16 protein-coding genes are annotated in these 18508 nt (G+C 69.0%); 11 read left to right on the top strand and 5 right to left on the bottom strand.

The features are described 5' to 3' along the window. Window position 1: 1 nt before the first annotated feature. Complete coding sequence (locus ST3T6A_RS0107810; protein ID WP_019832356.1) at window positions 2-961, bottom strand: helix-turn-helix transcriptional regulator; 960 nt, start codon at window positions 959-961, stop codon at window positions 2-4. A gap of 63 nt (window positions 962-1024) precedes the next feature. On the opposite strand from ST3T6A_RS0107810, the gene ST3T6A_RS0107805 reads away from it, so the two are divergent. Continuing rightward, window positions 1025-1573 carry a hypothetical protein gene (locus tag ST3T6A_RS0107805; RefSeq protein ID WP_019832355.1) on the top strand — a complete coding sequence of 183 codons (549 nt, stop codon included), beginning with the start codon at window positions 1025-1027 and terminating at the stop codon, window positions 1571-1573. Continuing rightward, entirely contained in the window at window positions 1570-2337 is a 768-nt protein-coding gene (locus tag ST3T6A_RS19655; protein WP_019832354.1) for an NIPSNAP family protein, read from the top strand. The genes ST3T6A_RS0107805 and ST3T6A_RS19655 overlap by 4 nt, the downstream gene beginning before the upstream one ends. Window positions 2338-2406: 69 nt before the next feature. Here the strand turns inward: ST3T6A_RS19655 and ST3T6A_RS0107795 are convergent, their stop codons facing one another. Continuing rightward, window positions 2407-3906, bottom strand: coding sequence for a S53 family peptidase (locus ST3T6A_RS0107795; protein WP_019832353.1), 1500 nt, complete (start codon window positions 3904-3906; stop codon window positions 2407-2409). Between the two features lie 260 nt (window positions 3907-4166). On the opposite strand from ST3T6A_RS0107795, the gene ST3T6A_RS0107790 reads away from it, so the two are divergent. The 4 genes from ST3T6A_RS0107790 (at window position 4167) to ST3T6A_RS19650 (ending at window position 9909) form a co-directional block, all read left to right on the top strand. Further along, the gene (locus ST3T6A_RS0107790; protein WP_019832352.1) at window positions 4167-5162 is read left to right on the top strand and encodes a N(4)-(beta-N-acetylglucosaminyl)-L-asparaginase; all 996 of its coding nucleotides are present in this window, start codon (window positions 4167-4169) and stop codon (window positions 5160-5162) included. An 84-nt stretch (window positions 5163-5246) separates the two neighbouring features. After that, a complete protein-coding gene (locus ST3T6A_RS0107785) occupies window positions 5247-7622 on the top strand; it encodes a GH92 family glycosyl hydrolase (RefSeq protein WP_019832351.1) in 2376 nt (791 codons plus the stop codon). A gap of 74 nt (window positions 7623-7696) precedes the next feature. Then, window positions 7697-9292: a SulP family inorganic anion transporter gene (locus ST3T6A_RS0107780; RefSeq protein WP_019832350.1), complete on the top strand. Its 1596-nt coding sequence runs from the start codon at window positions 7697-7699 to the stop codon at window positions 9290-9292. Continuing rightward, on the top strand, window positions 9289-9909 hold the full coding sequence (locus tag ST3T6A_RS19650) for a ParB-like protein (RefSeq protein ID WP_019832349.1): 621 nt from the start codon (window positions 9289-9291) through the stop codon (window positions 9907-9909). Before ST3T6A_RS0107780 ends, ST3T6A_RS19650 begins: the two co-directional genes overlap by 4 nt. Window positions 9910-9923: 14 nt before the next feature. Here ST3T6A_RS19650 and ST3T6A_RS0107765 read toward each other — a convergent pair whose 3' ends face one another. Genes ST3T6A_RS0107765 through ST3T6A_RS0107755 form a run of 3 tightly spaced genes read right to left on the bottom strand, consistent with a single transcriptional unit; the run spans window position 9924 to window position 11738 of the window. Next, window positions 9924-10583 carry a glutathione S-transferase family protein gene (locus ST3T6A_RS0107765; protein WP_019832348.1) on the bottom strand — a complete coding sequence of 220 codons (660 nt, stop codon included), beginning with the start codon at window positions 10581-10583 and terminating at the stop codon, window positions 9924-9926. A 2-nt stretch (window positions 10584-10585) separates the two neighbouring features. Continuing rightward, window positions 10586-11248, bottom strand: coding sequence for a dihydrofolate reductase family protein (locus tag ST3T6A_RS0107760; protein WP_019832347.1), 663 nt, complete (start codon window positions 11246-11248; stop codon window positions 10586-10588). Then, window positions 11241-11738: a VOC family protein gene (locus ST3T6A_RS0107755; RefSeq protein ID WP_019832346.1), complete on the bottom strand. Its 498-nt coding sequence runs from the start codon at window positions 11736-11738 to the stop codon at window positions 11241-11243. The genes ST3T6A_RS0107760 and ST3T6A_RS0107755 overlap by 8 nt, the downstream gene beginning before the upstream one ends. Window positions 11739-12265: 527 nt before the next feature. On the opposite strand from ST3T6A_RS0107755, the gene ST3T6A_RS0107745 reads away from it, so the two are divergent. The 5 genes from ST3T6A_RS0107745 to ST3T6A_RS0107725 are packed head-to-tail and all read left to right on the top strand — an operon-like array spanning window position 12266 to window position 18304. Beyond that, window positions 12266-12451 (top strand): hypothetical protein, encoded by a 186-nt coding sequence (locus ST3T6A_RS0107745; protein ID WP_019832345.1) that lies wholly within the window; start codon window positions 12266-12268, stop codon window positions 12449-12451. Next, window positions 12451-13500 (top strand): multidrug transporter subunit MdtN, encoded by a 1050-nt coding sequence (mdtN, locus tag ST3T6A_RS0107740; protein ID WP_019832344.1) that lies wholly within the window; start codon window positions 12451-12453, stop codon window positions 13498-13500. The genes ST3T6A_RS0107745 and mdtN overlap by 1 nt, the downstream gene beginning before the upstream one ends. Continuing rightward, complete coding sequence (locus ST3T6A_RS19645; protein WP_019832343.1) at window positions 13481-15355, top strand: FUSC family protein; 1875 nt, start codon at window positions 13481-13483, stop codon at window positions 15353-15355. Before mdtN ends, ST3T6A_RS19645 begins: the two co-directional genes overlap by 20 nt. After that, window positions 15345-16871 carry a TolC family protein gene (locus ST3T6A_RS0107730; protein ID WP_026359522.1) on the top strand — a complete coding sequence of 509 codons (1527 nt, stop codon included), beginning with the start codon at window positions 15345-15347 and terminating at the stop codon, window positions 16869-16871. Before ST3T6A_RS19645 ends, ST3T6A_RS0107730 begins: the two co-directional genes overlap by 11 nt. Beyond that, a complete protein-coding gene (locus ST3T6A_RS0107725; protein WP_019832341.1) occupies window positions 16868-18304 on the top strand; it encodes a mechanosensitive ion channel family protein in 1437 nt (478 codons plus the stop codon). The genes ST3T6A_RS0107730 and ST3T6A_RS0107725 overlap by 4 nt, the downstream gene beginning before the upstream one ends. The last annotated feature ends 204 nt before the right edge of the window (window positions 18305-18508 follow it).

Genomic DNA, 18508 nt, shown 5'->3' with positions numbered 1-18508 from the left:
ATCACCGGTAAAGCGCGACAATCGCCTCTGCCCGCGTCTTGAGGCTCGCCCGGAGGGCCTCCGGCGCCAGCACTTCGACCGTGGCGCCGAATCCGAGGAGCTGCCCAGTCGCGAATCCGATGCTCTCGATCGGCACGGTCACATGGCGCCAGCCGTCCGCGCCCGGCACGGCCGCGAAGATCGGCTCGGCCATATCGGCGTTGAGCGAGCCCAATCGCGACATGGCTTCGGGGCCGACACGCAGTTCCGCGACATCCCGGCGCAGGCCCGCCTCGAACTTGCCGACCGCATCGCGCCAGGCGGCGGCGAGGTCGAAATCGGGCGGGCGCATGAAGCCCTGATCGAGCAGCACGAGGTCCCGCGCGTTATCGAGCTTGTGGATGGCCGGCTGCCCGCGCCGCAGCGCCATGAAATAATATTCTCCCGCCTTCAGCACGATGCCGAGCGGCTCGATCGTGCGCGGCTTGGGTCCCGTCCAGCTGTCATAGACGAGGTGGAGACGCCGGCACTCCCACACGGCACGCGCAAGAAGGCGCAGATCGTCCCGGCGCGGAGCCGGCCGGCGATGCCAGGGGGCCGGATCGAAATGGAAGCGATCAGCGACCCTCTGCGCGGCCTCGCTGGATTGGGCAGGCATGGCGGCGAACAATTTGAGCCGGGCGGTGGCCGCGGTTTCGCCGAAGCCGAGGTCTGCCGCCGCACTGGGCAGGCTGGAGAGCAGGATGGCCTCGGCCTCCTCGCCGGTCATGCCGGTAAGGCGGGTCTGCCAGCCGTCGAGAAGCGCGAAGCCACCCGCCGCGCCGCGCTCGGCATAGATCGGCACGCCTGCCGCGCTCAGCTCGTCCACGTCGCGATAGATGGTGCGCCGCGACACCTCGAACCGCTCCGCGAGCGCACGCGCCGACACCCGCCCGTGGATCTGGAGCAGGATCAGGATCGAGAGCAGGCGGCTGGCGCGCATTTCTTCTTTCTAGCAGGATAATGTTGACACGGATTGACATATTTACCCCGTTAGCCTGCGGGCATGACAGACGCTCACCCTCTGGACCGCCGCGCCCTGATCGCAGGAAGCGCTTTTCTCACCGCCACGCTGGGGACGCCCGCCGCCTCCGCCATTCCCTTGCGCGACTTCTCGTTCCAGGACGGGCATTGGACCGTCCACCATCGCAAGCTCCGGCAACGGCTGGCCGGCAGCGCCGACTGGTACAGCTTCACGGGGACGACGACGGCCGGGCCGCTGATGGGCGGCCTCGCGGGCTATGAGGACAATGTCCTGAACGACCCCACCGGCCCTTATCGGGCCGAGGGTCTGCGCCGGTTCGATCCCGGGACCGGGCTCTGGTCGATCTGGTGGTGGGACGAGCGCTTCCCCGAGATCGATCCGCCGGTGACGGGGCGGTTCGAGAAGGGCGTCGGCACCTTCTTCGGCGACAGCATGCTGGACGGGAAGCCGGTGCGCGTCCGCTATATCTGGGACATGCCGGTCGCCGGCGTCCCGCGCTGGCAGCAGGCTTTCTCGCCGGATCGGGAAGCGAGCTGGGAAACCAACTGGATCATGGAGTTCCGGCGATGATCGACCGGCGACTGTTCCTGGCCGGCGCAACGGGCCTGGCGGCTGGCCCGGCATTCTCAGCGGGTGCGCCTGCGCCCGGCATATTCGAGCTGCGGCAATATACGCTGAAGGGCGGCACGCGCGCAGCCTTCACCCGGCTGTTCGAGCAGCAGTTCGTGGCCTCGCAGAATGCCGTCGGCAGCCATGTGCTGGCGGTGTTCCGTGATCTGGACGATTCCGATCGCTTCGTCTGGATGCGCGGCTTCACGGACATGGAGGCGCGCAAGGCGGCGCTCGAAGCCTTCTACTTCGGGCCGGTCTGGCAGGCGCACCGAACCGAGGCCAACGCCATGATGATCGACAGCGACAATGTGCTGCTGCTGAAGCGCGTGTCGGGCGTGGCCGGGCCGAAGCTGCTGGCCGGAAGGGGCGTGATCCGCATCGCGATCCATCGCCTGCGGGATGTCGATCCGGCGGCTTTCGCGGCTTTCTTCGAAGCGCGCATGCAGCCCGCGATCCGGGCGGCGGGCGGTGACGTGGCGGCGACGCTCACGACCGAGGCATCAGCCAATACCTTCCCGCGCCTGCCGGTGCGGGAGCATGATCCCGTCTTCCTGTGGATCGCGCATTTCCCCGACGAAGCGGGCGAGCAGGCCTTTGACGAACGGCTGCGCACGATGGCCGGCTGGCGCGACGGCATCGCGGAAGCGCTGCTGCCGGCCCTCATGCAGAAGCCGGAGGTGCTGCGCCTCGTATCGTCCATGGCCATTCCGGATCTGGGGTAGCCCGGGCCTGCCCCGCGTGTTTCGCAAGAGCTTCGCCCATCGACTGCCGGGAACAGCGACGGCCACCTCCTAGAGGATCGAGCGGAGCTTGGCCCCATCGGGGGACCCGAGGCCGGTGCAGGCATCCCATCCCTTCTTCGCCGCATAGCCGATCGCGCCGGACTTGTTGTCGCCGGCCGTGATATCCCGGAATGCGTTTGCCGCGCCGTACAGATCGGCATGCGGCTGGCCGAGCGGAGCCTGCCGACCGGCGTTCAGATTGGCGGCGATCGCCGCCCACAGCGGAGCGACCGCGCTCGTGCCGCCAATGATCCCGGTCTGGCCGCCCGTCACGATCCGATAGCCGCTGTCCGGATCGGCATCGCCCGCGACATCGGGAACGCCCCGGCCACCCTTGCCAGCCTGCGCCGGCGGAACCCCGGCATCCTTCTGATAGTCCGGGAGGGCGAAGAGCGCGCTCACGCCCCCTCCGGTGCCGCCGCCATTGCTCTTCCAGACCACTTCGTCGGTGATGCCGCTGCCGGACACCGTGATCCTCGTTCCACCGCACCCCAGAACGGCCGGATCGGACGCGGGATAATCCACATGGGCCTTGCCGTCGCTCTCCCCATCGGTCGCAAGGCTGTCCCCCGAGGCGGCGCATACCGTCAGGCCCAGCGCGGCGGCGTCCTTGAAAGCCGCATTCATGACCGTGATCGACTGCTCGCTCCAGCCGTCCTCGGCCGAGCCCCAGCTGATCGAGAGGACGGAGGGCTTGTTGGTGACATCATGGACGGCCTGGGTGATGGCGTCGGCAAAACCCTGGCTGGTGTTCGGCGCGAAATAGACCGCGAGCCTCGCGCCCGGCGCAATGCCCCCCGCGACCTGAATGTCGAGCGCGACCTCGCCATCGGCATCGCTTGTTCCGGGCGCATTCCGACCGCCGTCGACGGGGACCGCGACGATATTCGGCACGGCCAGCCCCATGGCCTTGAAGGCAGCCTGATTGTCGGCATCCGTAAAGCCGCCGCCCAGCTCTATAATGCCTATGCACTGCCCGGACGCATCCGCGCCCGCGAAGCCGTAAAGCCCGGCGATATCGGTGGGGAGGAAGCCGGCCGGCGGCGTCGGGCCACGATGCGGCACGAATTTGGGCGTGGCGATCGGGCTCGTGTCGAGGCCGAGGACGGCTGCAACGCACCCCGCCACGGGACTTGGCAGATGGAGCGAGCCATGGCGTCCACGGGACACCGCCCCGTCATGCTCGTAATGATGAAGCTCGGTGCCGAACGCCCGCTCGATGGCCGCCGCCGGCCCGCGCAACTGCACGAGCCGGCGCGCGGCGTTCTCGGTCACGATCTCAAGCTCCGCATCCCTGGCGAAGGCACGGACCATATCCAGGTCCGATGCATGGTCCTTTTCCCGCTGCCCCTGCAACTCCTCGCGCGAGCATGCCTTCGGAGGCATTCCCCGAGGCTTCAGATAAAGGCTGACGGTGATCGGCTCGTCACCGGGCACGCGGCCGATCGCCTTCATGCCTCGCGGGGCGTCGTGCTCGCTGCCAGGCAGTATCTGGCGGTCCTCGGCCATGTCGGGTTCTCCATGGGAAAGATGTGCCGGCAACGCGCGATCCGCGCGGCTGGTTCTCGCCGGCCTGACGAAATGCGCCGAGCCGAGATCGATGGCCGCCGCACCACCCCCCTTTCGAGCCACTCCGGTGCCCGCGCCGGGGATATTCGGGCCTATCCGGCAGCACGTCCTCGCAAGGCTCGGCAGTTTACAGAATGGCCATTTTCTGCATTTTGCCGCGATGCGCGCCGCGGTCGCCGGCTTGTAAGGGGGTATCGACGATGCACGATCTATCGCGACGCGGAGCGCTCGGGCTGGGCCTCGGCGCGGCGGCGGCAGCGGCGAGCGCCGCTCCGGCAGCCGCCGATCCGGTCGTCGTCGCCTCGACCTGGGATTTCGGCCGCGCGGCCAATCAGGCCGCCTTCGCGCGCCTGACCGCCGGCGGCAATCCTCTCGACGCGGTCGAGGCCGGCGCGAAGGTGCCCGAGGCCGATCCGGACAATCATTCGGTCGGCTATGGCGGCTATCCCGACCGCGACGGCCATGTCACGCTCGACGCCATCATCATGGACGAGGATGGCCGCGTCGGCGCGGTCGCGGCGATCGAGGACGTCGTCCACGCCATCTCGGCCGCGCGGCTGGTGATGGAGCGGACGCCGCACACCCTGCTCGTGGGCGAGGGCGCGACCCGCTTCGCGCTGGAACAGGGGATGCCGCGCGCGAAGCTGCTCACCCCCGAGGCCGAGAAAGCATGGCGCGACTGGCTGAAGACGGCCCGCTACCAGCCCATCGCCAATATCGAGAACCGCCTGCCCGGCCCTCCCGGATCTGCGCTCAACCACGACACGCTCGGCATCATGGTCCGTGCCGCCGACGGGCGGATCGCGGCCGCCTGCACCACGTCCGGCATGGCCTTCAAGATGCGCGGGCGGGTGGGCGACAGCCCGCAGGCCGGCTGCGGACTGTTCGTCGAGAAGCGGGTCGGCGCGGCGGTGTCGTCCGGCGTGGGCGAGGAGGTGACGCGCATCGCCGGCACGTCTCGCGTGGTCGCGTCGATGCGTGCCGGTCTCTCCCCGCAGGCGGCGTGCGAGGAGGCGGTGCGCCACATCGCGGCGCTGCGCGGCGAGGCCATCAAGGGGATGCAGGTCGGCTTCCTCGCGCTGGGGGCCACGGGCGAGGTCGGCGCCTATGCGCTGGTGCCGGGTTTCACCTACGCCGTCACCCGCCGCTCGGGCGCGACCGAGCTTCATCCCTCGGCCAGCCTGTTCGCGAGCTGAGCGGTTTCGAACCCGAGCGGTTGCGCGGGCACGGCGGACATGGAATGTCTTGATCCGCCTCCCCCTCCGCTTTCAGGACGATCGATGCTTCGCCAGCCGCTTACCGCCTTGGCCCTGTTCCTTGCCGTTTCCCCGGCGCTGGCCGTTGCCCCCGATCCGCTCGATGCGGTGAACCCCTTCATCGGCACCACCAACGGCGGCAACGAGTTCCCCGGCGCGGTGCTGCCCTTCGGCATGGTGTCGTTCAGCCCGGAGGAGACGCCGCTCCCCGGCAGCGGCCTCGCGGTGGCGGCACCGGGCGGCTATGAGTGGCGGGCCAACGGGGTGCGCGGCTTCGGCCTCGCCCATGTCTCGGGCAGCGGCTGCGCGGGCGCCGGCGGCGATGTCCCCCTCATGCCGGTGACGCGCGACATCGACGCCTCGCCGCTCGATCCGGCCAAGGCCAACCGCTTCGTCGCGCTCCTCGATCATGGTAAGGAAAAGGCCTCGCCCGGCGCTTATGCGGTGAAACTCGGCAACGGCGTTGCGGTCGATCTCGGCGCGACGCTGCGCACCGGCATCGGCCGCTTCGCCTTCCCGGCCGAACGCCCGGCGCATCTGCTGTTCCGCACCTCGGACACCGAGGTCGGGTCGAGCGATGCCACGCTCCACATCGACGCGGCGCACCGTACCGTGTCGGGCACGGTAAGCGCCGGCAATTTCTGCGGCTATCTCGCCAACGACCGGGCCCGCCAATACTACCGGCTGCACTTCGTCGCGGTGTTCGACCAGCCTTTCACCGTCGGCGGCACCTGGACCGACACGACGCTCCACCCCGGCGCGACCGATGCGCAGGGCGGCAGCGGCTATGGCGCGGACGGCTTCCCGCTGCCGGGCAAGGGCTCGGGCGGCTGGATCAGCTTCGCCTCGGGCGCAACCGTCACCGCCCGCGTCGCCATTTCCTATGTCGATGAAGCGGGCGCCCGCGCCAATCTCGCCGCAGAGAGCCCCGAAGGCGCGACGATCGAGACGGTGCAGGCCGGCGCGCGCTCTGCCTGGGGGCAGGCTCTCGGCGCCATCTCCGTCTCGGGCGGCACCGACGACGAGCGCAGCATCTTCACGACCGCGCTCTATCACAGCCTGATCGACCCCAGCATCGTCAGCGACGTCGATGGCCGCTATCGCGGGATGGACGGCGCCATGCATCGCCTCTCGCGCGGACAGAAGGCGCAATATGGCAATTTCTCGGGCTGGGATATCTATCGCTCGCAGGTCCAGCTCGTCACGCTGATCGACCCGCAGGCGGGCTCCGACATCGCCCAGTCGCTGCTCAACCAGGCCGATCAATATGGCGGCATCTGGGATCGCTGGACCCATCTGACCGGCGCGACCGGGGTGATGAACGGCGATCCTTCCACCTCGATCGTGGCGGCGATCCACGCCTTCGGCGGGCGCAATTTCGAGGTGAAGCGCGCTTATGCCTCGCTGCTCAAGGCAGCGACCGTGCCCACGGCCAAGGATCTCGCGCGCACCGGCTGCCCGATATTGTGCGTCGGCGAGCGCCCCGGCCTCGATCAGTGGCTGAAGCTCCATTACATGCCGACGGGCGCGCCGGGCTGGGGCTCGGCCGCGGACACGCTGGAGATGGCGGCGGCCGATTTCGGGCTGGCGCAGCTTGCCCATGCGGTCGGCGATCGTGCCAATGAGCGCCGCTTCCTCGATCGCGCCGGCTGGTGGCGCAACCTCTGGAACCCGAAGGCGAGCGCGTCCGGCGGCTACATCCAGCCGCGCCGCGCCGACGGTAGCTGGCCGGCCTTCGACCCGGCCTCCGACGACGAGTTCGTCGAGGGCAGCGGCGCGCAATATCTCTGGATGGTGCCGTTCGATCCGGCCGGGCTCGCCGGGCTGATGGGAGGGCGCGAGCAGGCCGTGGCGCGGCTCGACGCCTTCTTCCATGGCGCCGACGGGCAATGGGCGGTCACCAAGTCCGGCCCACTCCATTCCGAGCTGGACAACGAACCCTCGATCGCCGCCCCCTGGCTCTACGACTTCCTCGGCGCGCCGTGGAAGACGCAGGCAACCGTTCGCGAGGCGATGCGCCGGATCTGGACCAACCGCCCCGACGGCATTTCGGGCAACGACGATCTCGGCGAGATGTCGTCCTGGTATGTCTGGTCGGCGATCGGCCTCTATCCGGTGTGGCCGGGCCGGGCCGAGCTGGTGGTGGGAAGCCCGCTCTTCCCCGAGGTGACGATCCATCGCCCCGGCGCGACGATCGCCATCACGGCGCACGGCGCCGCGATGGATGCGCCCTATGTCCACAGCCTCGCGGTCGACGGCAAGGCGACGACGCGGCCGTGGCTGCCCGCCGGCTTCATAGCGCGCGGCGGAAAGCTGGATTTCGAGCTGTCCTCGGCCCCCGACACCCATTGGGGAAGCGCGCCCGCCGACGCCCCGCCCTCCTTCGGCCCGCGTGGCTGAGAGAACCCCGCCGTTCAGCCGCATGACGACCGCCGGGATATCAAACGGATATTGATCGCGTTATCGTATCGACGATGAAGCGGGCGGATATCGTTGCCGGCATGTCCGTTGCGGGGCTGATGCTCCCGGAGGCAGTGGCCTATGCCGGCATCGCGGGGCTCCCGCCGGCGCGCGCGGTGCTGGCAGCCATCGCCGGCGCGCTGGTCTATGCGCTGGTCGGCCGATCGCGTTTCGCGATCGTTTCCCCCACCTCCTCCTCTACGGCGATCCTTGCTGCCGCATTGGCCGCCATGCCGGAAGATGCGGCCGCTCGCGGGGCGCTCGCCACGATGGCGGTCGCGATGGCGGGCGTGCTGTTTCTCGTCGCCGGTGGATTGAAGCTGGGTGGCCTCACCGGCTTTATCGCGCGCCCGGTCCTTCGCGGCTTCGCCTTCGGGCTCGCCATCACGATCATCCTGCGGCAGCTTCCCGTCCTGTTCGGTGTCGGCATATCGGCACCCGACATCTTCCGGCTCGTGGCGCGATTGGTCGCAACTTTCCCGCAATGGCATCCCGTCAGCATCGCGGTGGGATTGGCGGCGCTGGCCGCCCTCCTCCTGCTCCGGCGCGTTCCCTCCCTGCCGGGCGCCCTTCTGGTGCTGGCGGCGGGTATTTCCGCAGCCTATCTCCTCGATCTCCCGGCCTTTGGCGTGGCAACGGTGGGGATCATCCGGCCGGGGCTGAGCTGGCCCACCCTGCCGATGCCCTCCTTCGGCGAGTTCGCGCGGCTGGCCCAGATGGTCCTGCCGCTCGCGCTGATCCTGTTCGCCGAAAGCTGGGGGACGATGCGCGCGCTGGCCCTGCGGCATGGCGATACGCTGGCGCCCGATCGGGAACTCGGCGCGCTCGGTTTCGCCAACCTCGCGGCTGCGGCGGTGCAGGGAATGCCGGTCGGCGCGGGATTCTCGGCGGGTTCGGCAAGCGAGGCGGCAGGCGCCCGAACAAGGGCCACCGCGGTCATCGCCGCGATCGGCCTGGCGCTCCTCGTCCTGATCGCGACCCCGCTGATCGCGTGGCTGCCGCAACCCGTGCTTGCGGCGGTGGTGATCGCGGCGCTCACCCATGCCCTCGAACCGGCGCCCCTGTTGCGCCTGTGGAAGCTCGACCGGGACCAGTATGTCGCGCTGGGCGCGGCGATCGGCGTGATCGCGCTGGGCGTGCTCAACGGCATGCTCTTCGCGATCCTGCTGTCCCTCGTCGCGATGATCCACAAGATGGCCTCGCCCCAGCTTGTCGAGCTGGGCCGGCTCGGCGCTCACGACTTCGTCGACGTGGCCCGCCATCCGGACGCCGTGCGCGTTCCGGGCCTTGCCGTCTGGCGCCCGGCGGAGCCCCTCTTCTTCGCCAATGCCGAGCGGGTTCTCGGCGGGGTCGAGGACAGGCTGGCCGGAGCCACCGGCCTCAAGGGGCTGGTGCTGAGCCTGGAGGAGAGCTTCGACATCGACAGCACGGCGCTCGACGCGCTGATCGAGTTCGACCAGAGGATGACCCGGCGGGGCTGGACGCTCCGGCTCGCCCGCGTCCATGATCATGTGCGCGATCTGCTTGCCCTTGCCGGTGCCGGGGCGCTGGCGAGCCGGAGCAGCTACAGCGTGGACGACGCCGTCGCATCCTTGCAGGAGGCCCGATGACCCTGGATCGCGAACCCTTGCTTCACCCCGTCGCCATCGACGACCTGCGCCCGACCCAGATGACGGTCGGCTATCGCGAGGTCGAGCGCAAGCGGCGGGAATGGCGCACGCGCAAAGGCGTGGAAAGCCGGGAGTATCTCGGCCGCCACATGATCCCGGTCGTCATCGGCCCGAAGGGGCGATGCTGGATGATCGACAATCACCACCTCGCCCGCGCGCTCCACGAGGAGGGCGTCACGGATGTGCTGGTCCGCGTCGTGGCCGATCTCAGCGAGGTCGAAGGCCGGCTGTTCAGGACGTTCATGGACAACCGCAACTGGCTTCATCCGTTCGACGCCAGAGGTCGGCGCCATGCCGTCGGAAAGATCCCGCGCCATGTCCGGGATCTTTCCGACGACCCCTACCGCTCGCTCGCGGGCGAGCTGCGCCGCTCCGGCGGTTACGCCAAGGACGACACACCCTTCTCGGAGTTCCTGTGGGCGGACTTCCTGCGCCGCCATGTTTCCGACGAGCTGGTGCAGCACGACTTCACCGCCGCCACCGAGCACGCGCTGGGCATCGCCCGAACATCCAAGGCGGCCTATCTCCCCGGATGGGCAGGGCCGCATAGCGACTAGCCCGGCGGCGGCATTCAGTCGCGATCGGGCGCGCCGGGCGGGAACAGCGGGCGGTAAGGCCGCGCCTCGTCGACGCAGCGCTTGATGCTCGGCCGCGCCAGCAGCCGCGCGCGGTACGCGGCGAGCGCCGGGAAGCGGTCCCCGATCGGATGCACCCAGTCGGCGTAGAACAGCGACGGCGCGGCCGCGCAATCGGCCAGCGAGAAGGTGCTGCCCGCAGCCCAATCGCGCGACTGCATGTGGCGATCGCACCACGCGTAGGCCGTATCGAGAGTCGCCTTTGCCTGGTCGACACCATAAGCGTCGCGCTGGTCAGCCGGGCGCAACGCGTCACCGACGATCGCCTGCACAGGCGTCATCACATAATTGTCGAACAGGCGGTCGAGCATCCGCACCTCGACGGCCTCAAGACGATCGTCGGGCACAAGGCGCACGGCGCCGGGATGGGCCACGTCGAGATACTCGATGATCGCGGTCGCCTCCGCGACGGCGCGCCTGCCGTCGACCAGCACCGGGAACTTGCCCATGGGCGACAGTTCCGCGAACGCCGCGCCGTTTTCCGGATAATCGGGGCCGAGCGAGCGGAAGGTGAACGGCGTATCGTTCTCGTAGAGCGCGATCAGCGCCTTCCAGGTGTAGGACGAGAACGGATGGCCAAAAAGTTCGAGCGCCATCCTCAGCCCTCCACCTTCATGCGCTGCTGCCGCGCCTTCTCGCGCTCGCTCGGCTCGATCGTCAGGAAACTGCCGGTGCGGACCGCGCCATCGGGCTCGTAATGCGCGATGATCGTCCCTTTGGGCGAAACGCTATGCCGGACGAGCCTGAGCGAGCGGGGCGGCGTGCCGGCACCGAACAGCCGCTTGCCGCTGCCCAGCACCAGCGGATAGGTCAAGGTGGTCAGCCGATCGAGCAGGCCCGCCTCCAGAAGCGCGGGATAGAGCGTGCTGCTGCCCTGTATGATGAGATCGGGGCCGTCGCTGCGCTTGATCTCGGCGATCGCGTCGATGCTGGCGAGCCGGTGGCTGTTCTCCCAGTCGAGCAGGTCCTGCCCGCGCGTCAGCACATATTTGCCGACGCGATTGAAGGCGTCCGCGATCGGCGCCTCCTCACCCGAGACATAGGGCCAATAAGCGGCGAATATCTCGTAGGTCTTGCGACCGAGCAGCAGATCATAGGCGCCGCCGAACAGCTCCCCGATCCACTCGCCGGTCGCTTCGTCGTCCAGCGGCCACAGCCACCCGCCATGCTCGAACCCGCCGGTCCAGTCCTCCGACGGCCCGCCGGGCGCCTGCATCACCCCGTCGAGCGACTGGAATACGCTGCCGATGATCCTACGCATGGGTCGTCTCGCCACGGCGCGCCGCCTCGATCGTGGCGATGTCGATCTTGCGCATGGTCATCATCGCCTCCATCGCCCGCTTGGCGGCGGCGCGATCCGGGTCGGTGGTCGCCTCCAGCAGCGCGCGCGGGGTGATCTGCCAGGAGAAGCCCCAGCGATCCTTGCACCAGCCGCACGCGCTCTCCGTGCCGCCATTGCCGGTGATCGCGTTCCAATAGCGATCGGTTTCTTCCTGATCCTCGGTCAGCACCATGAAGCTGACGGCCTCGTTGGGCTTGAAATTCGGCCCGCCGTTCAACCCCACGAACGGGCGGCCGAGCACTGTGAAATCCACCATCAGCTCCATGCCCTGCTCGCCGCCGGGAAAGTCGGTGGCGGCGGCATGGGCGTCGCCGACATGGCTATCGGGAAACAGGCTCGCATAGAATTCGGCCGCCCGGCGCGCCTCACCATGGTCGAACCACAGGCAGGTGATCATCTTCTTCATCATGCCTCTCCCATTTTTGCCGGGGCCGATGGCGCCGACATTACGCCATGCGGATCGCCCGCGATGATGGCCGACGTCAAACCGTCCCGCCAGCCCGGCCGCACCGGGCGTCATCCTCGCCCATCGACTCGATGCCGATCACCCTGCGTAGAAGGCATTGAACGCATTGGAATCCCGGTCCGTCGCTCTCGGGGGAGCCATGGCGGCCCGAAGTGCTTCCCGTCGCGCCAAGACCACCCGCAAGATGCCCGAAACAATCGCCGATATGCCCCTAGCAGAACATAATATCGTCGCGTTATGATCGCGGCCATCTTGGGGGGCGCAACGATGATACCGAACGGAGAGATCACCGTCCGCATGGGCTCGGCCGCTCTGTGAGCAGCAGCCCGCTCCACGCATCCGGAACCCGCAAACTACTATCGGCGCAACCTGGGCGGACTTTCCGGCACATCCGCGGACTTCAACTGCTGCTCGTCCCCCTTGCCGGGTCATTAGGCGGGTGCTCCCCCCACCCGGCACCCGCCATCGTCGTGTTCGGAGCCTATTTCCCCGATTGGCTGATCTTCGCGATCGTCACGATACTGATCGCGATCGCCACCCGGATCGCCTTCGGCGTGGCGGGCCGCGCGGAGGCGATCCCCTTCCCGCTCTTCACCTGTCTCGCGGTCGGCATCCTCGTGGCCGGCGTGATCGACCTTCTGTGGCTGGGCCGCTGATGCAGGCCGCGGGCGAAAAGAGCCACTCGCGCGTGGCGAAGCTGGTGGCGCTGCTGGTGATCGTGGCGGCGCTGGTGATGCTGGCGGTCATCCTCTCCCGCGCGGCGCGCAATCCCTCGACGGACGCCGCCTCCATCGATGCCGACGTGGTGCATGTCGCCTCCGAGGTCGGCGGGCGGGTGATCAAGCTGGGCGTCACCGAGAATGCCGAGGTGAAGCGGGGCGACCTGCTCTTCCAGATCGATCCGGAGCCCTATCAGGAGGCCATGGCGCAGGCGCGCGCCGATCTCGCCATCGCGGAAGCGACCGTCGGCACGCAGCAGCGCATCGTCTCCACGCAAGGCTCGAACGCCACCATCGCCGCGGACCAGACGCGCAAGGCCGCCGAAAATGCGGCGCTGGCCCAGCGCACCGTCGACCGGCTGAAGCCGCTCGCGGCCGCCGGCTATGTCCCCGAGCAGCAGCTCGATCAGGCGGAGGTTGCGGCTCATGACGCCGCCAAGTCGCTGGTGCAGGCGCGCGAGCAGCAGGCCGCCGCGCGCACGGCCGTGGACACGGTCGCGGGCGCGCAAGCCAATGTGCAGGCCCGCCGTGCCGCGCTCGCCATCGCCGAACGCCAGTTGCGCCAGACCACAGTGCGCGCGCCGCATGACGGCCGCATCGTCGGCCTCACCGTGACGAGCGGCGAGGTTGTGGCGCCCACCCAGTCGCTGTTCACGCTGATCGCGTCGGACGAATGGTTCTCGATCGGCAATTTCCGCGAGACGGCGCTGAAGCACGTCCGCGTCGGCGATTGCGCGACGGTCTATTCGCTGATCGACCGCGCGCGGCCGATGCGCGGCCTCGTCACCGGCATCGGATCGGGCGTGCTGGATACGGAGCGGGTCAACCTGCCGCGCGGCGTGCCCTATGTGGAGCGCTCGCTCAACTGGGTGCGCGTGTCGCAGCGCTTCCCGGTGCGCGTGAAGCTGGCGCATCCGCCCGCGGATCTGGTGCGGCTCGGCGCCAGCGCCATCATCGAGATCGATCATGGCGCCGCCTGCCGATGAGCCGCTCTCCGGCACGATCCGGGCGCGGTTCGCGGATCTGACGGCGCGGACGCCGGGGCGCGGCGAGTTCGCGCTGCGCATCGCCACGATCTGCACGCTGACCGTGCTGGTGACGCAGACCTATGCGCTGCCTGACGTGGCGCTCAGCGCCTATGTCGTGTTCTTCATGCTCAAGCCGGATCGCACCGGCAGCGTGCTGACGAGCGTGGCGCTCACCATCCTCATCAGCCTCCTGATCGGCTTCCTGCTGTTCGTAGCCGCGCACGCGCTGGACTATCCCTCGCTGCGCGTGACGATCATGGCGGGCCTGTCGCTGGCAATGCTGTTCCTCGCGTCGGCGAGCAAGCTCAAGCCCTTCGCCTCCACGATCGCCCTGATCCTCGCCTATGGGCTCGACGTGCTGGGCAAGGCGCCGGTGGGCGAGCTGGCGACGCGGGCGCTGCTCTATGTATGGCTCATCATCGCCATTCCGGCGGGCGTGGCGATTGTCGTCAACATGCTGGCGGGGCCTGCACCCCGGCGGCTGGCGGAGCGAGCGCTCGCGGGCCGGCTGCGCGCCGCGCAGGCGTTGCTCGCAGCGCCGGACGAAAGTGCGCGCCGCCGCGTCGCCACGCTGCGTCGGCAGGGCGGCGCGGGCGTGCTGGGGCTGCTCCACCTCGCGCTCATGGAGAAGCTGACGCCGCGCCCCCATCTGCAGGCGCTCCAGCAGGCGGCGCGCTCCACCGACACGCTGCTCATGCTGGCCGAAGCGGCCGACCGCCAGCCCGACATGCCGACCGCGTGGCGACAGGCCGCCGCCGCGACGCTGGGCGAGATGGCCGCGATCCTCGACCGCCACCTCTATCCGGTCGGAATCGAACCCGTGGCGCCGGCGGAGGTCGTCGCCCTTACCGGCCCGGCCACTTCGCTCACCGTCGATTTCGATGCCGTGCTGGCGAGCTTCACCGTCGCGCCGCCGCCCGCCGCGCCTGCTCCCAAACCCAAAGGCGGCTTCTTCCTGCCCGACGCCTTCAGCAACCCGGATCATGTCCGCTATGCGGTGAAGGTCACCTGCGCGGCGATGGGATGCTATCTCTTCTACTCGCTCACCGACTGGCAGGGCATCCATACCTGCCTCATCACCTGCTACATCGTCGCGCTCGACACGACCGCCGAGACGGTCGAGAAACTGTCGCTGCGCATCGCAGGCGCGCTGGTGGGCGCGGCGTTCGGCCTTGCCGCCATCGTCTGGCTGATACCGCAGATCGACCGGATCGGCGGCCTGCTCGCGCTGGTCTTCGCGGGCGCGCTGGCGGGCGGCTGGATCGCGGGCGGCGGGCCGCGCATCGCCTATGCGGGCTTCCAGCTCACCTTCGCCTTCTTCCTGTGCGTGATCCAGGGTTCGAGCCCGGACTTCGACCTGACCGTGGCGCGGGACCGCGTGATCGGCATCCTGATCGGCAACGCGGCCATCTACCTGATCTTCGTGACCGTCTGGCCGGTGAGCATCGCGCGGCGCATCGATCCGGCCATCGCGGGCCTGTTCCGGGGCCTCGCCCGGATCGCACGGCTGCCCGATCACGGCACCCGGCGCGACGCCCTGCCCACCGCCCATGCAGCCGTCGCGCCGGTGGCGACAAATCTCGGCATCGCCGGCTACGAGCCCGTCTCGATGCGGCCCGACCGAGGCTGGTTCCAGCGCCGCAACGCGCTGCTGGAGAGCCTCTCGGCCAGTGAGGCCACCCTGCTCACCACCGACGACCGCACCGCGCTCGACGCCGAAGCCGCCCGCCTCGACACGCTGGCCGACGCGGTGGAGCGCGGCGACCCGCCGGCCATCGACACATCCCGACTGGAGCAAGCCCTTGCGCGCTAGGTTCGTGCCCTTACTCGCGCTGCTGCTGGGCGGATGCGCCACCTCCGCGCAACGCATGGCGCCGCCCGCGCCCGACCGCCCCTGGTCGCCCTCCGTGGACCGCTCCGGCGACCTCACGGCCGATCCCAGGAAGGGCCATGCGGCGGCGCCCACCGAAGGCTATGTCCTGCCCGCCAATCCGGCCGCCGCCGCGATGGCCGCCGCGCCGGCCATCGACAGCGCCAAGGTCTATGGCCTCGCCGATCTCATCGATCTGGCCGAGCAGACCAACCCCGAGACGCGGATCGCGTGGAACGAGGCCCGCAACGCGGCGCTGGCCGCCGGCATCGCCCGCAGCACCTATCTCCCGCGCCTCACCGCCACCGCGCTCGGCGGATATGAGACGCACAGCGGGCACGCCTCCGCGCTCGGCCTGTCGGCGGAGGATCGCGGCTCGCTGACGGGCACCGTCTCCACCTTGTCGCTGCAGTGGCTGCTGTTCGATTTTGGCAAGCGCGAGGCGCTGGTGCAGGCCGCCGATCAGGGCACCGTGATCGCCGACATCGGCTTCACCGCCGCGCACCAGAAGCTGATCCATGTCGTCAGCCTCGCCTTCTACGCCTATGCCGCGGCCCGCGCCCGCGCCGACAGCTCCGAGGCCTCGCTCAAGGACGCGCGCGACGTGCAGACCGCCGCCGAGGCGCGCAAGGCACAGGGCGTGGGCACGATCATCGAGGTGGCGCAGGCCCGCCAGTTCACCGCGCAGGCGGAGCTGGCAAAGGTGCGCGCCAATGGCGACGTCTCGGATGCCTATGTCACCCTGCTCTCGGCGATCGGCATCCCGCCGCTCACCTCGATGCGCATCGCGGACATCTCCGACCAGCCGCTACCGGACAATCTGGACAAGCCGATCGATCAGGTGCTCTCCGGTGCGCTCGCCCGGCGGCCGGACGTGCTCGCCGCCATCGCGGCGCAGAAAGCCGCCAATGCCGGCGTGAAGGCCGCGAAGGCCGAGTTCATGCCCAAGGTCTTCGTCTCGGCCTCGGGCAGCTATACCAGCGGCAATATCGACGTCACCGCGCTGCCGGGCGTGGGAGACCAGTCCCCCACCGTGAACCTCTCCAACCACCGCTGGGGCGCGACCGTGCTGGGCGGCGTGACCATCCCGCTCTATGATGCGGGGGTGCGCGACGCGATGCTGGCGCAAGCGCGCGACCGAGCCGCCTCCGCCACCGAGACGCTGGACCGCGCGAAGCTCGGCGCCTCGCAGGAGGTGGTGATGGCCAATTCCAAGCTCCGCACCAGCATCGCCGCCGTCGCCGCCACCAAAGCGCTGCTTGATGCCTCGCAGACCACCTACGATGCGGCGCTGGCGGCCTTCCGCCACGGCGTCGGCTCGTCGACCGACATGCTCGCCGCCGAGCGCCAGCTTCTCGAAGCCCGCGATGCCGCCGCCGACGCGCACAGCGCCACCCTCTCCGCCGCCGCCACGCTCGCACTGGCCTGCGGCGTCCTTGGAAAGGCGCCCCAGCCATGATGAGCGAACCCTTTGTCCCCGCCCTGCTGCTGCTGACGACCCTCGTCGCGCTGCTATTCATCCGCTCGCGATCGATCGCGGCGAAGGTGACTGCCGAGACGGTTTTGCTGGTGACGATCGGCGCCTGCCTCGTTGCACGCGGCACATCGCCGCTGCCCGGCCTGACGGAGCTGGCCGTTCGGCCCGACAGCGCGTGGCTTCGCGCGCTGGCCGTCGTCTGGTGGCTCATCGCGGCCCGGCTGATCGCGACGGGCACGGTCGTCGTGCTGGGCCGTGACGTCCGTTCCCGTCAGGCACGGCTCTTCTCGGACCTCCTGGCCGGCGCCATCTACCTGACCGCGGTTCTCATCATCCTGAACTCGGTGCTGGACCTGCCCATCAAGGGCCTGCTGGCGACATCCGGCGTGATCGCGATCGTGCTGGGCCTTGCGCTCCAGAATTCGCTCGCGGACCTGTTCGCGGGCATCGCGGTTGGCCTTGAGCAACCCTTTCACGTCGGAGACCGCGTGACGATCGGGGACCATGCCGAGGGAATCGTGGTCCAGATGAACTGGCGGTCGATCCGGATACAAACGGACAGCGAGGATCTCGCGACCATCCCCAACAGCATCGTCGCCAAGAGCCAGATCATCAACCGCAGCGTGCCGACCGAGCGCCGGGCGGCGTCCGTCGAAATCTCGACATCCTCCACGGCCAGTTCGCAGCTCCTGTCCGAATTGATCCGGCAGGCCATCCTGCTCTGCCCGGCCATCCTGACCGATCCGGCGCCTTCGATACGGATCAGGCATGTGGGCACACGAACCACCACCTTCTCGGTCGGCTATTTCGTGGCCAACACGCCCACCCTCTCCGTCGCGCGGGGCGAATTGCTCTGGCAGGTCCGCAGGCTTTTCCGCCACGCAGGCGTCCAGGACGCCACGCCCCTTCCCAACACCAGCCTGCTTCAGAACCTGGCTCTCTTCGAATCCCTGGCAACGGATCAGGTCGCGCAGATCGCCAAGGATCTCCTGCCGCACAGGTTCGATCCCGGCGCCGTCCTGTTCGAACAGGGCAGCGTGGGTGCGTCCCTCTACATCATTCGCTCGGGAATATTCGAGATCAGCCAGACGAACGCGAGCGGCATGCTGCGGCGATACGGGCGGATCGGTCCGGGCGAATATCTGGGCGAGATCAGCATGATGAGCGGCGATCCCCGACCCGTTCGCGTCACCGCCCTGACCTCGGGCGAAGTGCTGGAGCTGCCGCGCAAGGCGCTGGAAAGCCTCATCATGTCGGACGGACGGCTGGCGGAAGCCCTCGAAGCCTCCGTTCAGCGCGGGCTGGCCCAGCTCGATCGCGACGAAGCCGCGCGGGATTGCCATCCGCTGGATACGAAGGGTTCGCTACTGGCCAGAATCCGCAATTTCCTCCGCGCGCCGCGGGCCTTTTCCTGATCGGCGCCGACCGTCTGTCGACACGTCGGCCACCGGGCACCGTTCGCCGGGGAACCGGGCACGCTTCACACCCATGGTTCCGCCCGGCGGTGAATGCCGAATGGCGATGCCGGGTCGCCTCTTCGTTCGAACGAAACCCTTTATCCTCCAGAATGTTATCGCGACAATTTTTCCTCGGCGCCCGAGGGACGCGGGTCGTCGACA

The organism is Sphingomonas sp. PR090111-T3T-6A (assembly GCF_000383095.1).
In the GTDB taxonomy this organism is placed as follows: domain Bacteria; phylum Pseudomonadota; class Alphaproteobacteria; order Sphingomonadales; family Sphingomonadaceae; genus Solisphingomonas.
The sequence above is the reverse complement of the archived record's forward strand: the minus strand, read 5'-3'. Positions and strand labels throughout refer to the sequence as shown.

Bases quoted from the DNA above. Each gene is read 5' to 3' on its own strand.
- ST3T6A_RS0107810 (WP_019832356.1), bottom strand. From the start codon at position 961: ATGCGCGCCAGCCGCCTGCTCTCGATCCTGATCCTGCTCCAGATCCAC.
- ST3T6A_RS0107805 (WP_019832355.1), top strand. From the start codon at position 1,025: ATGACAGACGCTCACCCTCTGGACCGCCGCGCCCTGATCGCAGGAAGC.
- ST3T6A_RS19655 (WP_019832354.1), top strand. From the start codon at position 1,570: ATGATCGACCGGCGACTGTTCCTGGCCGGCGCAACGGGCCTGGCGGCT.
- ST3T6A_RS0107795 (WP_019832353.1), bottom strand. From the start codon at position 3,906: ATGGCCGAGGACCGCCAGATACTGCCTGGCAGCGAGCACGACGCCCCG.
- ST3T6A_RS0107790 (WP_019832352.1), top strand. From the start codon at position 4,167: ATGCACGATCTATCGCGACGCGGAGCGCTCGGGCTGGGCCTCGGCGCG.
- ST3T6A_RS0107785 (WP_019832351.1), top strand. From the start codon at position 5,247: ATGCTTCGCCAGCCGCTTACCGCCTTGGCCCTGTTCCTTGCCGTTTCC.
- ST3T6A_RS0107780 (WP_019832350.1), top strand. From the start codon at position 7,697: ATGAAGCGGGCGGATATCGTTGCCGGCATGTCCGTTGCGGGGCTGATG.
- ST3T6A_RS19650 (WP_019832349.1), top strand. From the start codon at position 9,289: ATGACCCTGGATCGCGAACCCTTGCTTCACCCCGTCGCCATCGACGAC.
- ST3T6A_RS0107765 (WP_019832348.1), bottom strand. From the start codon at position 10,583: ATGGCGCTCGAACTTTTTGGCCATCCGTTCTCGTCCTACACCTGGAAG.
- ST3T6A_RS0107760 (WP_019832347.1), bottom strand. From the start codon at position 11,248: ATGCGTAGGATCATCGGCAGCGTATTCCAGTCGCTCGACGGGGTGATG.
- ST3T6A_RS0107755 (WP_019832346.1), bottom strand. From the start codon at position 11,738: ATGATGAAGAAGATGATCACCTGCCTGTGGTTCGACCATGGTGAGGCG.
- mdtN (WP_019832344.1), top strand. From the start codon at position 12,451: ATGCAGGCCGCGGGCGAAAAGAGCCACTCGCGCGTGGCGAAGCTGGTG.
- ST3T6A_RS19645 (WP_019832343.1), top strand. From the start codon at position 13,481: ATGGCGCCGCCTGCCGATGAGCCGCTCTCCGGCACGATCCGGGCGCGG.
- ST3T6A_RS0107725 (WP_019832341.1), top strand. From the start codon at position 16,868: ATGATGAGCGAACCCTTTGTCCCCGCCCTGCTGCTGCTGACGACCCTC.